The following is a 20,575-nucleotide window of genomic DNA, read 5'->3' on the forward strand; positions in this document are numbered from 1 at the left end:
TTACTCCTTGCACTTGGATATAGCTGAGTTAAAACTATCTAAAAACCCGGAATAGGTTTTAAGGAATCGATTTGAAAAGTAGACCCCCATATTTTTGGTATCTAAGTTCATCGAGTTGAAGTAATCGAGTGGCAATGAAGCCTTCTCAAGTTCTCTTTCAAAGACTAAACCATCTTCTAGAACAACATCAATTTCCCTTTGCTTTAAAAGCTTTAGTAGTACTTTAGCATCTCGTGGCTGCATTACGACGTTAAATCCATTTCGTTTGAGCCAAAACCATTTACTAGAGCCAAATTTTGCAGAAAAATTCAGATTTAATTTTGATAGTTCATTAATATCAGGCTTTACGCCTGGGCCAAAATACCAATTTAAAGTCTGTTGCGCGATTGGTTCTGAGAGTGTTGCATACTCGTCACGTTCGGAGGTTTGGGTCGCAACGAAGAAACCGTGTTGTCCGCCCCCATGAACACGTAGTTGTGCGTCAGACCAAGTTGTCATGGTCAACTGATAAGGTTGGCCCATTACACCTAATGCACACTTAACCTTGTCTAAAGCAATTCCTTGCATCTCGGCATTTTCATAGGTTTGGTAGGGAGGCCAATCTTGCGTCGTGAGCATTAATCGAGATGGTCCAATTTGAACTTTAGCAAAAGTATTCATTGACCAAAAGGTAGCAATGAGCAGAGTTGCCAATGGTAATTTACTTGCAGAGGCTCTAGTTAACATCATTAGAGTGTCCTATTAGCTCAGAGATTTTCAAGATAGATACTGGCGGGTAATAATCGAGCTTATGTGCAGCCTCGATATTAACAATATATGAATATTGGCTTAGTGATTCTATTGGAATGTCCGAAGCTTTTTGGGTTCCTTTTAATATGTTTTTCGCTTTGTAGCCGACGAATTGGCCAACATTGTAGTAACGGCTAACAATGCCAAACAGGGCTTTATGGTTTCTTATTGGGCTTTCGGTTGCTGAGAATGTGGGAATACCTTTTGAATGTAGCCTTGATACTACCTCGCCTCCTTGCGCAATGATATATGAATCAGGCGGCAAATATGCCATATCAATACCTTCTTGTTTCATATTATCAATTGTGAGGCTAATTAGGTTGCTGTTTGACCTGATTTTATCAATATTTAGAGGGTACAAGATAACACGCTTGTTATGAATTTCCGATAACTCAAGCATCTTATTTGCTGTGATAATCGAATTATTTTCTTCGGGGTTATATATCACCCCAATACTTGAAACGTTAGTCAGCTTTTCAATCGCTTTAAATTGTATTTCATGAGGTACGATATGAGATACCCCAGTAAAGTTTCTTTCTTTAGAAGATAAATCAGTTACCAATTTAGAACCCACAGGGTCGGTGACAATACTGAACACTACTGGTGTAGAGTTAGTCTTTCTAAATTCGCTTGGTTCATTATAAGTGCCTAGTAACTCACGGGTGATAGTAGTACCGAATGAATAAATAAGATCAGCTTTCTTATATTTTAAATCTCTAATATTTTGTTTAAGTTGAGCCTTATCGCTGCTTGCATCGAGAACCGTGAATCGCACATCAACGTGTTGTGATAAATAGTCCATAAAACCTTGCTCTGCATCAGTTACTCCACGCCACAATAAAAGGACAACGTGTTTTTCATCACTTTTGGCAAAGGTGAAGGGAGTCATCAAAATAAAGGTGATAACGAAAACTAAAAATCTCATGATTGAACCCCTAATTTCTGTTTATCGGATTCTAGAAATAATGAAAAGAATAGAATTAGACTGAATGAACTCACGAGTAATGAAACCCCAAATATAAGGATGGTATTATCGTAACCAAAAATGCTCAAACATACGCCTGCTAGCATAGGCCCTGCAATATTACCGATGCGCTCGGTGAGCCTGAAGATACCGATAATTTTCCCTTTTTCAATGCCTTGGCCGGAGAGTAGTTCGATGACCAGTGGTATTTGAGGCGAAACACAAATGCCATGCGCAATGCCGATAATGATAACGATCAGTAACACTCCCAATGTACCTTGGAAGAAGTAAAAGTTGAGTAATGCAAGAGAAGAAAGTAGCCCACCGATAAAAATGAAAGCCATTTTGTTTTTGAGTTTGTCGACTAGAATTGCGCTCAACGGTGAAATGACGATGATTGCAAGACCGTAAGCCATAATTACGCGGCCAGAAACAGAGCTACTTTCGCCCAAGAATTGTAGATAAACCGGGCAAATATAGTAAAGGAAACCAGTAAGTACGATCTTCGCTGGTATCGCACTGAATATCGTGATTAATGCAAAATATTTGTTACTTAACAGTTGTTTGAAATCTTTTAAATTGAGAGGTTTACTTGAGTTAGTTGTGCTCGATTTCTCAAAAAACACATAGACAAGTAAGACACTGAGCGTTGCGATCAATCCAGCGAGCATAAACGTCTCTGAGTATCCAAGCTTCTCCGCAAGGATCCCACCAATCGCGGCTCCACATAGAGAGCCAGAGAAAAATGATGACAAGAAAGTCGCCATTCCTTTAGTACGATTAGAATCGTTGGTGGTATCTGACACATAACCCTGTGCGGAAATAAAAACGATACCATAGCCAACCGCCGTGAATGCACGCGCTATTAATAAGAATTCGAGGGATTGAACGAAAGCAGTAGCGACTAACCCTATGCTCGTGATCAGCCCTCCTGTCATTAACGAATGTCTTCTGCCTACTTTGTCTGACCAGTATCCCGAAAATGGTAGTGAGATCGCCCAACACAGCATGAACAGTGAAATTGGCAGACTAGTCACTAGGTTGTCAGGAATCCAACCCGTTATGTTGTCCAGTGAAGACACGAACCTAGGAAAAAAGGCTAGTGAAGACGCTTCCGAGAGGACCAATAAAAATAGTGGTAAGCGAATGAATCGAAAGTCTTGTTTATCAATATCTTGTGAAGGTTGAGCTGGCTTTAGCTTAATAATTGCTTGGTTAGCTAGATGAAGCAGTTTGCCAAACTCGTCTCGAGAAGAGGTTTTTGCCAAGTGATTGACGATATCTCGGTTCACAAGCATGAATACTTTCTTTAATTGGTTCCAAGGTGAAATAATCATGAAGTTACACATGAATAGAATTATTTCGGCGACGACAAGGCAAGAGGCGACCAAAACGGTGATCATATCCATGACGCTTTCTTTCAGCATATTCATGATCAAGTTGTTGTCGGTAGTCACCTTCAGCTGCATTGTGTGACTTAGGCTATTACTGTTATTGTGGTTGTCGATATTGTCGCTATTAAATGGTGTAAACGTTGATACGCGTATAGATGCGTGTTTAACATTTCCCTCAGGATAGTGATAAGAGCTACCAGACTTCCCGTTAAAAGTAATAGATAGAATCTCACTGTGGTTATCAACGAAGAAAGCAAATTCGTCTTCTAAGCCATGCAGTCTGTTGTCTGGAACGCCTTTATTGAGTAACCCTTTAATCATCTGATTTAGTGAGTCACCAATCAGGGTTGATTTCTGCTCGAGCTTAACTTCATAAATCTGCGAAAACTTGTCCAGAGATTGATAAGAAACACCTAAATTAGCAATAATCGTTAACAGGATAGCAAGAGAAATGATAAACACGGGAAAGTGTTTTGTTTTCAATTTCTCGAACTTGGACATTGAATCGGGAGATTGCAGTGCCTTATGTGCTTGAGCTAACGTTGGAAGTAAATCGCTAGCTCCATCAGAAGTTTCAATTATCTCAGTTGCACCTTTAACACGGTCTACAATCCCTTCTAACAGATATTTCAAGGCTATAAAGGCAAATGCACAAGACAGCACTATCCATAAGGCTGAATACAAGAATTGATCCTTTAGCAAGGACGCTTTCTGTTGGTCTAATAGTGTCGTAGAGTAATAGAGCTTTATTTGGCCTTCAACTAAACCAAAAGAGTTGGTTATATCAAGTGATAGCTGACGATCGTTTGCTTGGTTGTGTACACCTGTGCCAAATAGTTGTTCACCAGAGGTAGACACCACCATTAATGCAGTAATGCCATCAACAAACTTTAGCCTACGATCCAGTATACCTTGTATGTTCGATATAGCTGGAAGCGGCAGACCTAAACTGATCGCTTGATTGATATCATTATGTGTTTCTTCTAAAACGATTCGATAGGTAGAGTCGGAGGTTTCCGTCAGCCTTTTCTCGAAATTGAAATAGTTTAGTGTTGCATTTAACGTGATGGAAAACAGCAAAACCGCCATGATGGCGAACATCAATTTGACCCTAAGTGATAGGCTAAATGATGTCGGATTGGTGGAGGTTTGGCTGGTCTTGCTGTTCATTGGTTAAGGCCTACTTAATAGATAAATCGAAGTCAGCACTGTTGTTCGTTGCGCTAACTGTTACTTGAGTAATGGGTTCGCTGCGGCTTAATCGCCCGATACATTCTTCGGCTAATCTTGGCATCAGTGAACGGTTAATAATTTGTTCTACAGCGCGACCGCCAGTGGTTGGATCGGTATTACGGTCGACCACGAACTGAATGAAATTCGTATCCCAAGTGAATGAAGCTTTATATTGCTCTGCAAGTTTCTTTTTGATTCGATTTAGCGATATTTCTGTGATTTTCGCCAATTCTTCATCGTTAAGTGGGTAGTAGGGAACAATGGTAGTTCGGCCTAAAAATGCAGGTTTAAAGTATTGTTGCAGATCCGGACGTATTGATTCGAGTAGCTTGTCATTATCGATGCGATCGGTAGTCTGAGCACACACATCACAGATAGCTTGGTCGGCAGCGTTCGACGTCATAATAATGATGGTGTTCTTGAAATCGACGGTTCGACCTTCGCTGTCTTTGATATGACCTTTATCGAAGATTTGATAGAACAGATCATGTACGCCAGGGTGTGCCTTCTCCATCTCATCCAATAGCAATACAGAATAAGGGTTGCGTCGAATCGCTTCCGTCAATACACCACCTTCACCAAAGCCCACGTAACCTGCTGGTGAGCCGAGTAGCATGGAAATTTTATGCTCCTCTTTAAACTCGGTCATGTTAATAACGGTAAGATCGTTGCTTCCTCCGTACAGTTGCTCCGCAAGTGCCATTGCAGTTTCAGTTTTACCGACACCACTTGGGCCACACATTAGGAACACACCAATCGGTTTACGATTGTCCGTTAAACCCGCTCGGGAAATACGAATTGCTTTTGCTAGTTCGTTCTTTGCGACATCTTGTCCTATCACTCGAGTATTAAGTTCATCTTCCAAGGTCAGCAGCTTAGCGATTTCATCGCTCATCATGTTACCAACCGGGATACCAGTCCAATTCGCAATCACCTGAGCAATAGTGTTATCGTCGACCATGGCATAGACGAGGGGCTCCTCACCTTGTACGTTTGCTAACTCGATACGTAGGCCGTCGAGTCGCTGCTGCTTGTTGGAGTCAACCGCATTTAGCTCTTGTGCTTCAGTTATCTCTTGCTGAACCACTTTAATTTGGTCTACTAATTCAATCTCTTTTTCCCAACGCGTGTAATACGCAGCCAACGTTTGTTGGTTCTCTTCTATCGATAGTGTGAGCTCTTTAATCAACTCAGCGCTGTTGGAGAACAGTGCCTCTTCTTTTTCTAATGCTGATTTTTCGTTTTCTTGATAACGAATCGTCTGCTCTAGTGTTTCCAATACTTCTGGCTTCGCGCCTTGTGTCAGTGCGATTCGTGCACTGGCAGTATCAAGTAGGCTAATGGCTTTGTCTGGCAGTTGGCGACTTGGAAGGTAACGGATCGATAAGTTGACCGCTGCTTCAATCGCGGATTCAGCAATAAAAGCGCCATGGTGAGCTTGCAATGAAGCAGCCACACCACGAAGCATTTGCATCGCATCTTCTGCGTTAGGCTCTTCAATGGTCACAACTTGGAATCGGCGTGTTAGAGCCGGATCTTTTTCGAAGTACTTTTTGTATTCCGCCCATGTTGTCGCAGCGATGGTTTTGAACTCACCACGCGCCAAGGCTGGTTTTAGAAGGTTTGCCGCGTCGTTTTGTCCAGCAGCGCCGCCCGCACCGATAAGGGTGTGAGCTTCATCGATAAATACAATGATGGGTACTTCTGAGCTTTTTACTTCATTGATGACGTCTTTTAAGCGGTTCTCAAACTCACCTTTAACGCTAGCACCGGCTTGCAGTAAGCCAAGGTCTAAAGAGTGGATCTGTACGCCTTGTAGAGCACTAGGGACTTCATCGGCTGCAATTCTTAACGCTAATCCTTCAACAACAGCGGTTTTACCTACGCCTGGTTCACCGACCATAATCGGGTTGTTTTGGCGCTTACGACACAAGATATCAATCGCTTTTCTTACTTCTGCATTACGGCCTGAAATTGGGTCGATGTTGCCATCAATAGCCTGCTGAGTTAGGTTTACTGTGTATTTGCTTAGAGCGTCGTTACCCGCGGGGGTACTATCGACAGCGCCATTAGCTGAAGGTGCTGAAGAGTTACGTGCTATAGGGGTTTTCTTGATAAGACCTTGCAGAGACTCAAGTGAAACATTGCTTAATGATTCAAGTTGTAAGGTCGTCACACCTAATACGTTTTGCTGCATTAGAGCTTGAATAAGGTGTAGGCTGACGATCTCTCCATGCCCGTAGTTTACTGATGCAATCATCCAAGCGTCTTTGATTAATTCCGTTAACCCGTGGCTTAACGTCGGTTGACCTTCATTGCCTTTTGGGAGCATAGATATTTTCTTTGTCAATTCATTGACTAAGGCATCTATTGAAAGTTTTTGAGATTCACACAATGTCATTAGCATTGGGTCTTTCTGGGAGATAAGTTGAAGAACCCAGTGTTCAACCTCTATAGCTCCAACACCTTGGTTCATTGCTGAACCAGCAGATGCTTCGAGCGCCTGCTTTAGGGTAGGTGCTAGCTTGCCTACTAAGTTAGTGAGCGTTACTTGTGTCATTGTTTATTCCTTATATTTCTATAATCTACACGAACCATATTGCGAACTATAAAAGCAAAATGTTTACACTTTTATTAGGACTATGCTGAGGGGCAAGATAATCAATCTCTCCTAGGCGAGCTGCAATAGAAACGTTGCTTGATAAACGGGGTTTGGTTAAATATGAACGCTTAACGTTCAAATAGATGGCAACAGGCGTGTTGTCTTTTAAGTAATGCTGAGTCAAAGACCACATGGATTTCGCCAATTGGTCATCTTGCTGAATTTCTAGGAATTCACTTCTGCTTTTTGGAGTAACAAAAATACTCAAGTTGTTGAAATTAACGAGGCAGGTTTTTCCTACTAAGAAACCTTGGCCTAAACGGCTATTGAAATCCCGATTTGTACCTAGTCGTGTCAATGAATCTGTAGGCAATAGGCGACGTTCAAATGCCTTACATTCGACATTGATTGAGTAAGGAAAAAAATCATTGAGTATCTTTTTTAGCGTTGTAAGGCTACGGCTTTGTTGGCTAAGTAATAGTGAGTATTGCAGGTATTCTTTGTGTTCTTTCCCAAGTGCTGAAAAATGATTCAATAACGCCGTTTTTTTGGAATTCTGCTCGTTTTCAACGAGTAACCAACGTTGCACATTAGTTCGATAGGTGATTTCAAAGTGGCGTTGATTAAACACATCCAGAAAGTCTTGCAGTGAATGATCGTCGTTGTGTATCGCGCTTAACAACTCTTCATAAATATAATTGGGAATTACCCCTTTTACACCAGAAAGCGCTTCTTTTGCCAATCTCAGCTTTGCCTTGTTTCCCTTTAGCGAAAAGTACTGAATTTCTTGAGGGTTCCCGGTTGGCATTGCCTCAGACTTCAATTGGATTTGTAGCTGAGTAGAGCTGTGAGACTGGAGTCGTTCCAATAGTCTCATTGCTTGCGAGAAGTCGTACTTTTCGGGTTGAGTCGTTAGATCTTCGATGAAATGCTTCATATCGGCTTCCTATAACGATCGATCCAATTGTGCTTATTTTGTGGAGTTACAGGCACAATTGACTACCGTGAATCTTAGGGTATTTTTTTATGAAACCATCTCGCCCATAGAGACGAATCTTAAGTTGGATGTATCTATCAAAACTGCAAAATTGCTGGAAGAAGCGATTCAACACATCGGCAAATGCTAGATAAGGTGAGGTGGCATCAAGCGTAAGTTCAATCTCGGTTCCGGGCGAGAACACGTTCTTACCCAACACACGAATTGCAGAAACTTGCGAATTGAATGTAATTGAGTGAATCATCTGAATTTCTGTGCTTGATACCTGGTCGCGACTGCACAAACTCAACATATGTTTGAGTTCAGCTACCGGGTTGCTAGATTGCACCAATGATGTGAAGTTGGTGTTCAATAAGCTAATAAATTCCCAGTGGATGTTTTGGTCGATTTCTTTTTTAATCGGCGCAGAGGGCGGGTAAATAGGTGAGAAATCACCGGGTAAATCAATACTCTCTAAGCATTCCAAAGTGCCGATTACACCACAAGCTTGCTTCCCATTAGTACACAGTAACTTGGTACCAAGTAGCTTGCTAAATTCTGTATTTGTCGTGTCCGATAACGAAATCGCTATGCTTACTTCACCAAAGTGATCGTGTTTACTTTGCCAGTAGTCGTAACTTTGGTTATGTGAATACTTTTCTTTAAAAAGTGGAATTAAAGGGACCTCTCCGTTCGGAGTGATTTCATAGACGTTTTGAATTTCAATAATTTCTATATTGTTGTCACTATGAGCGTCGGCATTAACTGGAACGGATAGAGTCCGGTGGTCATATGGGATCGGTTCGCCAGTTTGCTCAAATAAATTAATCGCAGGCACGACATTGAGCTTGAATACGTCTCTATTAAATAGACGAATGAACTCTGATGGCAATGATGACATAAACAAATTAATCACGATTTCAGACTCGTCAAATTTGTTCGCGTGTTCAGCAAAGTTTTTTAGTCTAAAGAACTGTCGCTTCTCTTTGAAAAAGAAGAATTCATTGATCAGTTGATAACCGGTGAATTGATTTCCGTGTTCAGGCAAGAACTTAAACTCGAGATCACTGATTCGATTTTTTAGTTGAAGGTTATCAACGGTCGAGTGTTGGGCACACTCGGAATCGGAAATGGAAATCGACAAGGTATTGTTGAGAAGCAAATCGACGAGAGAGTCAGCATTATTTTCGAAGCCTTTGACGAAGAAATCGAGATCACCTAATTCTAAATGGCTGAAATAAACATCCGGATCACCAGTACTCAGAGATATCTGAACAACCGCGGAGCTTTGGTTAGCTGTTGAAGGTCTGTTGAAACTAAACGGCGCACTCAATGCTCTGGCATTGCTTAAATTAAATGGTGCTATATTGAGTTCGTCAACGGTCTTAAATAGGCACTCGTTTTTCGTGTTTGTACTTGAAAAAAGTGAGCCTTTAGGCAAGCTGCTTGATTCAATAGGACCGTCTTCAGTATGAAGTTCAAGATAAGCAACACTAGGAACAGTTTGAATATAAGAAGGGTAGAGAACACTCAAAATACCTTCGATAACTTCAGGCAACTGTTCAGATAGTTTTTTTTCTACCTTTGCGTTCAATAGTGCTACACCGTCGAGTAAGCGAGCCATGCTAGGGTCTTCGATCTTACCTTGATGAATATTGAGGTTTTCGGCATGAGTAGGGTATTCCTGACCGAACTGACCTAACGAACGGCGCACAAAGGCCAGTTCTTGCTCGAAGTAACGCATAATGGGCTCAGTCATAGCTATCTTCTTCTATAGATGTAGTTAAATCGCTTAGTGCGATTCTTGAATCAAAGATTAGGTCTCGTTCACCATTATTGGTCTTCACTTTAGCTATGATGTTGAACGATAGTGAATTATCACCTTCTTTACGCTGCCCGAGCTCAACAGATATGTCGTGTAATCGTGGCTCGAAGCTTTTTATCCAAGCCTCGATACGTAAAGTGATCTGAGTGTTTTCTAAGGTTGCGCTCAGTAAATGAACATCTTCGATACCAAATTTAAAGTTCGAGCGGTTTACTTCAAAGAGCCTATTATCAATTTCTGTCAATGAAGCTTCTGCCTCTAACAGCTTGGTTAGGTGGAACTTAATATCTTCAATCTCGGCGTCCTGATAGGGCTTTGCATTGCTGATAAAGGTTTTCCAAAAACTCATGATGCTACCTCGTTTAGATCGGTAGTCAGCACAACCTCGCCACTAAAGTAATCAAATTGGTATTGAGGAACGATACGCAGAGTGCAGGCAAAACTGCCAGCTTGAGAGCGAGATTCTTTGACACTAACTTTGGCAAAGCTCAATGGATATTTGGACAAGGTTTCTTCATTTGCAAATGAGACATTGCTGGAAAACTTTTCGATCCAGTTTGTTAAAAACAGCTCACACTCGTTGGCACTGTTGAAACTACCGACCATCTCACGCACTTGCACTTTTAGATAATGGGCAATTCTGCAAGACATTAGCGTAGTCTGAATCTGAGTTAACACTTTGTCATTATCGTTCTGCCCACACTGCCAAATAGAGTTATTGCCATTGAAGTAAAACTTATTGGTTAAAGGGCTTTTGGTTAATGGAATAAAGCCACTTTGCGCGTAAAAATTAGACAGTTGCCCGAATAAACTAACATCCGCTACTGGTTTTTGCAGGTGGCTGTCAAAATAGTGGCTCGCAGGGAGGTTAATAACAGAGCCTTGCAACTTGTCATTCCAGCGGGACTTCAGAAAGCCGAACCAGTTCACACGATGAAATTCCCGCATGATTGTAGTGGCTAGTACCATATTGGCTAAGCCCCATGAGCCTTTGCCTTGTTCATTATAAACAAAGCCGACTCGTCGGTTTTTGTATGCATCACGAAGACGAACCTGAGGTAACGCCATGCCAATAAAGCGTGAACTTGGTTTACTGCGTAGGTCTTGCCACGCTTTGAAATCAGGACCGGATAGAATTTTGTTGATTCGCGTTATATCAGAGAGCCAGTCTGCACCACTTTCACCAAAAAAGGTTGGTGTTGGAGAGAAAAGCATCGGGCAGAGCGTCGCTTCCCCTAATTTACCTAACAGTTCTACGGTAAATAGGTCGTCATAATTGGCATCAAAATCGATATCCATCGCGATGGGGTGGCTAAATGTGATGCATCCAAAGGGGTGACCCCCTAAAGTATTGAGCTCGCTATTACCTATCTTGTTATACAAGTCGCTGGATTTTGTTGAGTACGCTTGATTAACATCACTGGAGATCTCAGCCCAATTCATATCGAGTAATTTTACATGAGCCCTTTGGTAGCTGATGGGTAAAGATACAAGTTGCTGAAGACTCAACCAGTTGCGTTCTAACTTTTGAAAATCAGGCTCATGAATGACAGCATCGAGCTGTAAACTGAGTGTAGTATCAATCTTCGATATTAGTGTGGATATCAATGAAATCAATGAGGATTTAGAGCGCAAAGAGTGTTGGTCTAGCTCAGATAATAGAGATAAAGCCTCTTTTATAAAGGTATTATCTGTATTATCTAATTGGTTAAATTTGTTTTGCCATTCCGTATCTAACTTCATACAAAAATTTTGGCCGGATTACTCCGGCCAAATCCCTATTAGCCAGGAATCTTAGCAACCATTCGAACTGAGGTTGTCAGCTCTTCAAGTTGTAACCAAGGTCTTAAATGAGCGACAGCTGAGTATGCACCCGGCTTGCCTGGTTGCTCAACGACTTCAATACGAGATTCGCAAAGAGGTGTTTTCGCTCGTTGCTCATTACCAATTGCACCAGCGTTGGTGTATTGGTCGATCCATAGTTGCAGCTCTCGTTTGATATCAGGAGCTTCAAGGTTTGAACCTAGCTTGTCTCGACCCATTACTTTCAGGTAGTGGGCGATACGGCTACTTGCCATGATGTAAGGTAGGCGAGCAGATATCGCAGCATTCGCTGTTGCGTCTGGGTCTGTAAATGTTTTAGGTTTCTGAGTTGTTTGGCCACCGATGAACACAGCGTAGTTAGAACTTTTATAATGAACCAAAGGAAGGAAACCAAGGTCTGAAAGCTCTTTCTCGCGCTCGTCAGTTAGATTCACTTCTGTTGGACACTGCTGAAGTAGATCGCCAGCTTCAGACTTGTAGGTTAGGTTAGGTAGATTTTCTACTTTACCACCGTTATCAAGTCCACGGATAGATGTACACCAACCCGAAGCAGTATATGCTTGAGTCATTTTAAGACCCAGTTCATATGCAGCATTCGACCAAACTAATTGGTCATTGCTGGTTGGCTTTGGACTGCCATCCATATCGGTTGCAAGCTCTTCGTATGCGAATACATCAGTACTTAGACCTTTATCACCATAAGGTAGACGAGCAAGAGTGCGAGGCAGTGTTAGTGTTACGTAACGTGCATCGTCACTTTCACGGAATGAATTCCATGCTGCGTATGCAGGAGAGTCGAAGCCTGCTGCTACAGGTTTGCCTTCAGAGAAAGTTTGGAAGCTGTTGAACTCGAACATTTCAGCATTTGCAGCGGCAATGAACGGTGCATGACATGCTGCAGCAACTTCACCCATGTAGCGAAGTAGAGCAACGTCTTCATCTTTTGCGCTAAACTCGTAATCACCAATGAAAGTACCGTAAGGCTGACCGCCAGCAGTACCAAACTCACCTTGATAAACCGCATTGAATAATGGGCTTCGGTCAATTGCCGGTGCGTCTTCAAATTGGTCAAGCAGCTCTTCTTGTGTGAAATCAACCATTTTAATCTTTAGATCACGGCCAAGTTCACTCTCTTTAACAAGCTTTTGTAGACCACGCCAAGAGCCTTCAAGTTTCTGTAAGTCTTTCTGCTGCATGACTTCAGATAACTGTTGAGATAGTTTCTTATCTATCTCAGAGATTGCATTTTCAATCGTCTTAGTAACGTTTTTGTCCCACGTTACTGTTCCAGAAAGTGCTTGCTCTGTAAGTACAGAAAACAGTTCTTTCGTAGTATCTGCCGGAGTTTGAGTGGTTGCTTCAATCGCTCGGTCTAGAAAGCTGAGTGAGCCTTCTGTCGCTTCTGCTTGCGCTTGATTCTCTGTTTCAGTACTCATTACTCAGCTCCTTCTTCTTTTATGCCTAGCTCATCAGAAAGCGCATTAATCGTGTCAGCACTTTGTAGAACTTCTTTAAGCAGTTTTTCTAGGTCGCGAGAACGATCGGCTTTAGAAAGAAGTACTTTCAGTTGGTTACGGGTTTCAACTAGTTTTTTTAGCGGTTCAACTTGCTCGATGATTGCTTCAGGTTCGAAATCTTTCATCGAGTCAAATTTAAGGCTTGCTTCAAACTGGCTGTCATCACCTGCAAGTACGTTGTCTACTTTTAGGGATAACTCAGGGCCAACGCGCTTCATTACAGTATCGAAGTTGTCTTTATCAACGTTGTAGAAAGTGCGATCTTCTACTTCTTCTTTGTCTTGCTTATGGCCTGAGTAGTCACCAATAACCCCAACAACAAAAGGGAGCTCTTTGGTTTCTACAGCGCCATTAGTCTCAACGTCATAGGTAATACTTACGCGGTTCTTACTTACGCGTTTATGTTGGGAATTTAGTGCCACGTTAACTCTCCTTGATTAATTACTTAGCAGTTGAAGTGACTTTAGCTGTAGTCGCGTCGAAGCCAACTTCAGGACCTTTCTCGATCTTACCGCCGTCAGCTTCAATGTAGTAAGCCTTAGAAATTTGAGTGTAGGTTAGGCTGAAAGATTCGCTAGGAAGTGAACCGTCTGTACCTGACATATTGTAGCTAGACATACGAGCCATTTTCATCGTTAGAATTAGGTATGGATCTGCACCAGAACCTTCACGGTTTGGTTTTGTCATAACGATTTCAACAGTGCGACCTTCTGGACCCGGAGCGTACAAGAAGGTAGTTAGATGTGGCGACGCACCATCACAGCCACGAGAAATGTTAACTTCGCCAAGAGCAACCATGCCTTGGTCAGCATTGTTTGCGTTACCTACATCGATGCCAACACCACGGACAGCGCTCCAAGAAATACTATCGAGTGCGAAGAAACCATCTTTGCCCCCGATTTTTTCTACCGTTGCTGCACCTTTTGGTGTCGTACCTTCAATTCTCATAAAAATAGAAGCCATAGTGTTTCTCCTTGCTTAATGCAATTAATGGGCTTTACCACTCAAAATCTTGCATGCTGCCTGATGATGAGTTGGAAGTAGATTCAGATGCTTGGTTGGTATCTGCTGTGCTATTTGGACTAATAGGAACTGGCGTTACTTTAGTTGGTTCCTCAATAGTCGGTTTCGACACCGGAGCAAACTCTGGTGCTGAAGTTATTACTGGGACGGGCTTGCCTGACAAGTCCAACTCGTCTAGGTTATCCATCCCGGTCATTTGATTAATTTGAGCGATCACACTTTGCTCATTACCAATCATTTCTTGGAGTAGTTCTGGGAAGCTCATGTAACCCCAACGAATTGAACGCTCCAATAAAAAGGCGATTGGGCTATGAGGTTCAGTCTCTTTAAAATACTCAGCAATTTTTCTAATTTCCTGAAACGCATGATCACGATTAACAATACCGTTAATACTCGACACGTTTTGAACAATCGTCTGAGTTTGGGTTTGAGAGGGTTGGCCATTTGATGATTGAACCTGACCGTTATCTACTACGCTCCCGTTACCTTGATTAACTGGCTCTGAATTATGGCCTGTTCCTGAAATAGGTTCATTTTTGACGGCAACCGTCTGTTCCGATGCCGAAGGTATTGAATCGCTTTGCTCGCGCGTTTCGGTTGAGTTTTGGACAACGTGGAAGTTGTCGTCCAAAGGCCAAGGAGCGAATTTTTCTCCAACTAGGAAATGAATCGCTTTGATCAGGTCACGTACGTTGGTTTTGATAAAGTTGAAACTGATCACAGAGGCGCCAACAGCTTGGCACTTTTCAGCCAGGTTTTTCTCTGCCATTTCCAGATCACTATAGATACTGGCTAAATGGAAGAGTGTTTCTGAAACGCTTTGATCAAATGAGTTCAAGGCTGATTCTTTCAGCTCAGCGATGTTACCTTTTCGTTCGGCTGTGAGGTAATCCCCAAAAGTCACACCTGAACAAAAATCAAGCATTTGAAAAGGTATGTAAAGAGAACTGGAGTCCAGGGATTCACCAACTAGCTGAAGTAGAGCTTTAGCTCTGAACTCAGTGATTTCCTTTGCTTTTCCTGCATCATCAGAAGCTTTTAATTTAGCGTCTGGCAGCATTGGATTTAGCGTATCCCAAAATTGGTTGATGAAAAGGTTTAAAGCCGGGATAGCTGTAGCAAGGTTATGAAATGGCTGTGAAGTAAAAAGCTGGCTAGTGATGTACCAACCTAATATTTCTAAATCTTTAGACTGGGAGGTGAGTGTCTCTTCAGAAATTTTTCTTAGCTCAGCCCAGTTTTCAGTATTAGCGTCCACAATTGCTGGGTCAGAAGATGCATCAGGTGTTTCAACTAACTGACGAAATGAAGATTGAGCGCTATTGTAAACGTTTCTTAAACTGCGGTATGCGCTTCTATCCAATTTCAGGTAAGAGCCGGAGGGTTCATTATCCGAGATTGGAGTCAGTAAATGAGCAATTTCTGTCATACACGTCCTGTTAAAGTTCTTTGATATCTCGATCACATAAAGTGGTATTTCTAATAGTTATTACTTATGTTTCATATAAAATATTTAACATTTATATATTCTATCGCTTTTTCTTAAAAAGTCCTATGTAAAATAGATATTTACTCAAAAATTTGAACTTTATCCAACAAAATTACCCAATAAGCCGACTTTTCGAAACCTTATGAAATGCAAGGGTTTTATCCTCCAACCATTACGGTAGGCATACCCAAGACAATAGTACCCCCGTGGGCGGTTGTATCTCCCATACGCGCAGCAGGCTTATTCATGATAAGTACAGTAGCACTGCCTTTGATGATGCTATCTGGGGGACCAACACAAACACACATATCCCCAAGCGTTGCTGCAGGCATATTGCCAATGAGAACCGTCGGTACACCAGGACCAACGATTGGGCCACCGACATGGGGGATTGGTGGAAGTGCGGGTGTCTGCATCGGGCAAACATGCATGTCAGTTAATCTTGCGGCTAACGTCATCGGCCACTCCTGTCATCTGTAACTTTATGATTGGCTGCCTTTGGCAAGCTCGAGAGCAATACCAATGGATTTCTTATAGTACTCGTTGGTTTTATCCCAATTGGGTAAGGCTGCGGAATGGTTGATTGCGCCCGCTACCGCTTTGGAATATAAGAAAGGGTCGGGAAGAACATTGGGTAAGTCAGGTGCAACAATACTGCCAGATCCGTTCCAAAATACGGCTTGAGCTAGCCAAGATGGCCCACAATTTAGTTGGAGCTTATTCGCAAAGAGTTCACTCTTTCTTCTCTGTTCTTCTGAAGGAGACTTGACCCAATCTTTGGCTGTTGAAATACATTGTTTTTGCATTGTAGACCACACATCACTTCTCGCATCGAGCGTATGTGCGCCCCACCAAATGGCCTCTCGAACAGGCAATCCGTGAGCAAGGAGCTGAACTAAGTCGAAATATAGCTCGCTTTCCAATAAAGCTTGAATAGAATCATCAATGTTGAATTCGTCATTAATCAGTGCTTGTGCTTCGTCGGAGCTCGAGAATCTGTCGAGCAACTGTCTGCCAGTTTGATATGGAATTTTTTTATACATGTTTCTGTCTTACCTGAATTTGTGCTTTAGTGTGGTTTAAATGCTAGCTATTGAATTCACTAATTCACCTTTACAATAGCACCCTTTAATTCACCAAGTACGCCGCCATTAAAAGTACCTTTTAGGCCTGATTTAAACTCGGCACTTAAAGAACCCTCAGCTGTGAGTGTGGTATCCGCTTTAATCGCGACACTGAGTCCTTTAATACTGTTGGAGCTTGTCGCTTCGAGAGCGGTTGTTACACCTGATATCTTGTTCGCGGATGTCGCCTTACTTGTTACGTTCATGCCTTCAAGGTTGAGTGCGCTACTAGCTTTGATATCAATGTTACTTGCTTCAATACTAATAGAAGATGAAGACATAGTGATTTTGCTGGACCCAACCTTTAGCTCAATCTTGTCATCCGCTTCTAGGGATATAGATTTACCTTTGGCAGTGATAGCTTTGTCTGAGTTGAGGGTGTAATTATCTTCTGTTGAGACGTTAACTTGTTTGGTGGTTTTCTGGATCAGTTCACCTTTAATGGTCTCTGTCAGGTTGTTCTCTATTTCTTTCGTGAAGTCTTTGGTTGCATGCATGTACAAGAGCTCATTGTCTTTCTTATCGTCAAAATAGAGCTCGTTAGCCAATCCGCTTAACTTAGTGCTAATGCCTGTTTTCGTTGAGTTAGCTTCTTTGTAAGGTGGTGGGTTTTTACTGTTATAAACGCTTCCTGTGATAATCGGTTGGTCTGGGTCACCATCAATAAAACTGACCAGTACTTCTTGTCCTACTCTTGGAATAAACTGAGCACCATAACCATTGCCAGCCATCATCTGAGCAACACGCACGTAGCAACTCGTTTTGTCTCCGGATGTTTGTGTATCCCAATGAAATTGAATGCGAACTCGACCTTGTTCATCTTGATTAATCTCACCTGCGGTATTGCCGGCTACGATGGCGCTTTGTAGTCCGTGTATTTTTGCCTTATCCGTCGGTGAAGGATAATTAGGAGTCGACGTGTCAAGAAGGGTGAGACGTGTTTGACAATGGTTTTCGGTGCTATAACTCGTGTGAAGTTCTGTGACTAAATAGTCACCGAGTTGATCTTTGTCTAAATGGGATGATAGCGAAAACCACTTGCCCAATTCAAATGAATCGTGTTGCGCTTCGGCTTCTACGGTTTGATAATTTTGCTCGAGCTGTTCAATGCGTCTTTTCACTAGGTTACTGGCAAGGTCTTCCATCCCACCAGTTATACCAAGGTTAGGGTAAAACTGTTTCGTTAGCTTTGTGTTGTTAGCTATTTTGTGACCGGATTTTTTCTGTTTGCTGCTCACGAGTTTAGTTTGTGAGTAATCATAGCTAGTCAGTTCGATACTGGAACCATGAAATTGACCTTGTGGCATCCATTTATCGATCAACGGATTGTTGCCTGAAGGGACTTCAATCATGTCCAGTTTACCGATATCTGACTTTTTATAAGGGCTCTGAGCGTCCTGTAGCATCATCACGTGATCTGAGTCGCTGTGTTGGAAAAAGTAATGAACCCCTTCTTCAGCAAGCAGGCGAGTTACGAAATCAAAGTCGCTTTCATCATATTGAACGCAATACTCTCGTTTGGATGAGGGCATGGTGCCAGCTTTAAACGAGCCACTGAAACCTGCTTGGGTTAACACATCTGAAACGATATCTTTAGTCGATTGGTTTTGATAAACACGGAAAGAGTGAGTGTGTATCAATAACCAAAACCACGGCCTTAGAGTGATGCGATAACTAGAATACTGCAGGTTACTGTCCATGCCCAATAATTGAACTTGCGTAACAATGCCGTTGAATACACGCGTGGCTGCTTGGTTGTTAGTGTCGTTAATAAAGCGTGTTATCGAAAGCTTTTGACCAAGCTGGTCATCAATTGAAAAATTTTTTGATATGAGTGTTAGTTCGATTTTAAAAGGCTTCGATAGGTACTCAGAAATAGCAAAATCGCTGACTGCATGCTCATTGCTTTTAGAATCTTTTGCCACAATCGCACTGGCAGAAGGGGAGAAATTATCCGTCATAGGCTCGCCTGATAATGCTCGAAGATGTTCTGATATTGTGTGGTATCAATATTAATGAACTGACTTGATTTGGAATTATGAGTCTAAATTTATAGCATAAATTTGATAATATATTAAGGTGTATTATAGCTTTCTTTGGAAGGCTGCTTCTTAATTTAGAAGTAGCCTGTATACCGAATCAACCTGAAGATGCAGGCTTGAGTACCAAAAATTACCGATTCATTCTCACCACAGCTTGCCTTAAGAGCTTCATCAGTCTCTATGAATCTAATTATATTTGCGGCAGAGCGATATTAGCCGATTGTGACAAAAGAACAGATATGGCAAACTATATTAGAGTACATAGAGTTTAATTATAATCGGGCGATAAAGCTCAATACTCTAGGTGTCTAAGCCTAATTTAACTTTGAAAAAATAATGCTCAATGTGTTGTCCTTTCTTGCAAAAGCAGAACACTTTCGTTTCTGAACTAATACAGCTAAATAATAAGAGTTTTATACATGCAAAATCAAAATCCAATGTACGCTGATATGTTGAGAGTATTCTCTAAAGCGGAGCTTGAAGGTGGATCTCTCTTTTCTAAACTTGTTGTTGTTGGCAAAACTGCAGGTCAACTAAAGGAAGTTAAAGGGGTAGTAGATAAGAGTATCGGACTTGGTAAGGCTCTTAACTACGCTGGAACTCACGGATTGTCATCAATCAATTCAAGTGCCGGCTACAAAATAGCGTCAGGCGCTGTTAAATCAGTTGCTAGCAGCGCTGCTATGAATAGCGATGAAAACTGGTTTATGAAAATCGTGTCTACTTTAAAGCAAAAGTTGACTGAATTTTTATCGTCGATTACAGATTTTGGAAACGATTTAAAGCAAAAGCTATTCGCTCTATTACCTGATGTTGTATCAAAAACACTAGGCGAAGTTTTACAGCATGCTGGTAATATTAAAGCCGCATTAGAGTCAGCGTACAAGACCATTACAAAAACAATGCACTACCTAAAATCTGACGGTATGACTATGCTAGCGACCAACAAAGTTGGTTCTTACGTAATTATATCTATCAGAGAGCAAATAAAAGGTGCAGCAGTATCAAGTTCGATTGCAACCCTGCAAAGTGGTGGGACGATATTAGTGAACTCTCTGAGTGCTGGTGTTGGTGCTGCAGTAACAACTATCGCTAACGCTATTGTGTCCATTTTCAAATTTTTTGTCTCGCTAATCAAAAAATGGAAAATGGAAAAAGAATATAATGAGTTCAAGAAAAAATGTACGACTTACCTAATTAACGTTCAATCAATGAGTGATGAAAGGCTAGAACAGTTCTTCGCGGAACACATACGTAAAATCCCGATCTTGGCTGCCTATATAATTTGCATCCCTAGATATGGTTCACCTTATAACTTTTTGAAAATTCTTGATGTTACCCCGCCAAATGCACACAAACGAATCAGTTTGAGCCGAGGAATACGCAAGATAAAGTCCAAGATATTAGGCACAACACTTGACAGTGATAAAGTGGCACATCAAAAAAACATTCTCTCGTCTTTTGAACTATTAAAAGAAGAGTCAAGAGAGTTTATTAAGGAATGTCCGATATCTCTAGAGAGTAAAACTCCAGGTGTTCTTGAGGTGTTAAAAGCAGCGAGAAGCCAAATGAACTTTCTTCCCGGTAGTGATTTGGATGCGAGTAAAGTCGCTCATGCTTTACATAAAAGTAAATTGAGTAAAATTCATGCAGGAAAAGCCCATCACGTAACGGCACGTTTAGATCTCCTAATACGTTCTGACCGCTGGGCGTAAGAGGCTGTCCTAAATTCTGTGTAGCTGTCTAAGCTTAAATCGTAATAGCGAAGGGTAG

Annotated in this window: 16 protein-coding genes; 1 reads left to right on the plus strand and 15 read right to left on the minus strand. The window is 41.7% G+C overall.

Features of this window, described 5'->3' with window-relative positions:
* The 15 genes from Q5H80_RS06235 to Q5H80_RS06305 all read right to left on the minus strand — a co-directional run bounded on the left by Q5H80_RS06235 (position 1) and on the right by Q5H80_RS06305 (position 18,721).
* Positions 1-729 (minus strand): transporter substrate-binding domain-containing protein, encoded by a 729-nt coding sequence (locus Q5H80_RS06235; protein ID WP_122047117.1) that lies wholly within the window; start codon positions 727-729, stop codon positions 1-3.
* Entirely contained in the window at positions 716-1,714 is a 999-nt protein-coding gene (locus tag Q5H80_RS06240; protein WP_304569259.1) for an ABC transporter substrate-binding protein, read from the minus strand. The genes Q5H80_RS06235 and Q5H80_RS06240 overlap by 14 nt, the downstream gene beginning before the upstream one ends.
* On the minus strand, positions 1,711-4,317 hold the full coding sequence (locus Q5H80_RS06245) for an MFS transporter (protein ID WP_304569260.1): 2,607 nt from the start codon (positions 4,315-4,317) through the stop codon (positions 1,711-1,713). Before Q5H80_RS06245 ends, Q5H80_RS06240 begins: the two co-directional genes overlap by 4 nt.
* A 10-nt stretch (positions 4,318-4,327) precedes the next feature.
* A complete protein-coding gene (gene tssH, locus Q5H80_RS06250) occupies positions 4,328-6,940 on the minus strand; it encodes a type VI secretion system ATPase TssH (protein ID WP_304569261.1) in 2,613 nt (870 codons plus the stop codon).
* 46 nt (positions 6,941-6,986) lie between these two features.
* Positions 6,987-7,919, minus strand: a complete 933-nt coding sequence (locus Q5H80_RS06255; RefSeq protein WP_304569262.1) for a type VI secretion system baseplate subunit TssG — start codon at positions 7,917-7,919, stop codon at positions 6,987-6,989.
* 46 nt (positions 7,920-7,965) lie between these two features.
* On the minus strand, positions 7,966-9,717 hold the full coding sequence (tssF, locus tag Q5H80_RS06260; protein ID WP_304569263.1) for a type VI secretion system baseplate subunit TssF: 1,752 nt from the start codon (positions 9,715-9,717) through the stop codon (positions 7,966-7,968).
* Complete coding sequence (tssE, locus tag Q5H80_RS06265; protein WP_304569264.1) at positions 9,710-10,132, minus strand: type VI secretion system baseplate subunit TssE; 423 nt, start codon at positions 10,130-10,132, stop codon at positions 9,710-9,712. The genes tssF and tssE overlap by 8 nt, the downstream gene beginning before the upstream one ends.
* On the minus strand, positions 10,129-11,526 hold the full coding sequence (locus Q5H80_RS06270) for a type VI secretion system contractile sheath domain-containing protein (protein WP_304569265.1): 1,398 nt from the start codon (positions 11,524-11,526) through the stop codon (positions 10,129-10,131). Before Q5H80_RS06270 ends, tssE begins: the two co-directional genes overlap by 4 nt.
* 38 nt (positions 11,527-11,564) lie before the next feature.
* A complete protein-coding gene (gene tssC / locus Q5H80_RS06275; RefSeq protein ID WP_009846606.1) occupies positions 11,565-13,043 on the minus strand; it encodes a type VI secretion system contractile sheath large subunit in 1,479 nt (492 codons plus the stop codon).
* Positions 13,043-13,546, minus strand: coding sequence for a type VI secretion system contractile sheath small subunit (gene tssB / locus Q5H80_RS06280; protein WP_009846607.1), 504 nt, complete (start codon positions 13,544-13,546; stop codon positions 13,043-13,045). The genes tssC and tssB overlap by 1 nt, the downstream gene beginning before the upstream one ends.
* A 19-nt stretch (positions 13,547-13,565) precedes the next feature.
* The gene (locus Q5H80_RS06285; RefSeq protein ID WP_009846608.1) at positions 13,566-14,087 is read right to left on the minus strand and encodes a type VI secretion system tube protein Hcp; all 522 of its coding nucleotides are present in this window, start codon (positions 14,085-14,087) and stop codon (positions 13,566-13,568) included.
* Between the two features lie 34 nt (positions 14,088-14,121).
* A complete protein-coding gene (locus Q5H80_RS06290; protein WP_304569266.1) occupies positions 14,122-15,576 on the minus strand; it encodes an ImpA family type VI secretion system protein in 1,455 nt (484 codons plus the stop codon).
* A 218-nt stretch (positions 15,577-15,794) separates the two neighbouring features.
* Complete coding sequence (locus tag Q5H80_RS06295; protein ID WP_304569267.1) at positions 15,795-16,094, minus strand: PAAR domain-containing protein; 300 nt, start codon at positions 16,092-16,094, stop codon at positions 15,795-15,797.
* Positions 16,095-16,118: 24 nt separating this feature from the next.
* Positions 16,119-16,679, minus strand: a complete 561-nt coding sequence (locus tag Q5H80_RS06300; protein ID WP_012603810.1) for a hypothetical protein — start codon at positions 16,677-16,679, stop codon at positions 16,119-16,121.
* A 59-nt stretch (positions 16,680-16,738) separates the two neighbouring features.
* Positions 16,739-18,721 (minus strand): type VI secretion system Vgr family protein, encoded by a 1,983-nt coding sequence (locus tag Q5H80_RS06305; RefSeq protein ID WP_304569268.1) that lies wholly within the window; start codon positions 18,719-18,721, stop codon positions 16,739-16,741.
* A 500-nt stretch (positions 18,722-19,221) separates the two neighbouring features.
* On the opposite strand from Q5H80_RS06305, the gene Q5H80_RS06310 reads away from it, so the two are divergent.
* The gene (locus Q5H80_RS06310) at positions 19,222-20,517 is read left to right on the plus strand and encodes a hypothetical protein (RefSeq protein WP_304569269.1); all 1,296 of its coding nucleotides are present in this window, start codon (positions 19,222-19,224) and stop codon (positions 20,515-20,517) included.
* Positions 20,518-20,575: the final 58 nt, after the last annotated feature.

It is taken from the genome of Vibrio sp. SNU_ST1, from assembly GCF_030563405.1.
Classification (GTDB): domain Bacteria; phylum Pseudomonadota; class Gammaproteobacteria; order Enterobacterales; family Vibrionaceae; genus Vibrio.